Origin of the sequence: Cryobacterium sp. MLB-32, assembly GCF_000738085.1 — a bacterium.
Lineage (GTDB): Bacteria > Actinomycetota > Actinomycetes > Actinomycetales > Microbacteriaceae > Cryobacterium.
The window spans coordinates 1-832 of sequence record NZ_JPRS01000431.1 but is presented as its reverse complement, the minus strand read 5'-3'; the positions used below and the strand labels follow the sequence as shown (position 1 = coordinate 832).

Below are 832 nucleotides of genomic sequence, written 5' to 3'. Positions count from 1 at the left end.
TGCCACCACCCAGCGGCCCAACGTGGCTTCGTTGATTCCGAGTTCGCGGGCGACAGTTGCGACCCCTCTACCGGTGGTTAAAACCAGCTTCACGGCCTCGTCTTTGTACTCAGGGGTGAAGTCCCGACGTGATCTTGCCATAGTGAACATTCTCTCTTGTGAGGTGTCCACACAACGGGGTCAAGGCCACCCTGGCCCTGGCCGCAGCGTTGGCCCTTGTCGGCATCGGAATGCTGTTCGGGTCCGGATTCGTCATGAACATCTATTGGTGGGGGCCCACGGCCCACGGCGGAGCGCTCCTGTGTCTCATCGCTTTTCGAGCAAGCAGGCGGAGAGCAGTCACCGTCAGGCATCAAACGATCCATGATTTTCAGTCTGAACGTGAACGGACTCAGCACGCCGCTCTGTAAACGCTCGCGTCAGAGTCGACGGCTCGACCGGGATGGACGGGCACCTGCGGCGCGCACCCGCATAGGAACGGACAGAGGGCTTTCACGGCGAACCCCTCTGTCCGTTCTTACTCCACATCCACGAGATTGTGAGCGGAAGAACTGATGCCTAGATGATCAGGCTAAGAGACCCTTGACGTCTGGAAGTGCCATTCTTGTTGAGGAGCGTTGTAAGACGTCGAGTTTTGAAATACCAGCACGCAATTACTGTTCTCGAGGTAGCGCCTGGTCGATCCGCTGTATTTGGCCGCACCGATCGCGAGACGTCCAACGTTGTACGTTGCCGGTACAGTCCACGATCCGGAGTTTGTGGTTGAACCCGTCTTGCTAGAACCGATGGTCACCCCTACGTCCGCTTTGACGGACGCGATCACGTTGCTCAC

1 protein-coding gene and 1 pseudogene are annotated in these 832 nt (G+C 58.1%); both read right to left on the bottom strand.

Annotated features, from left to right (window positions below):
- The coding region (locus JF66_RS22550) for a transposase (protein WP_197059494.1) at positions 1-141 on the bottom strand (141 nt) is incomplete at its 3' end.
- A 430-nt stretch (positions 142-571) separates the two neighbouring features.
- Positions 572-832: pseudogene (locus JF66_RS24670) on the bottom strand (hypothetical protein); the annotation flags it as partial.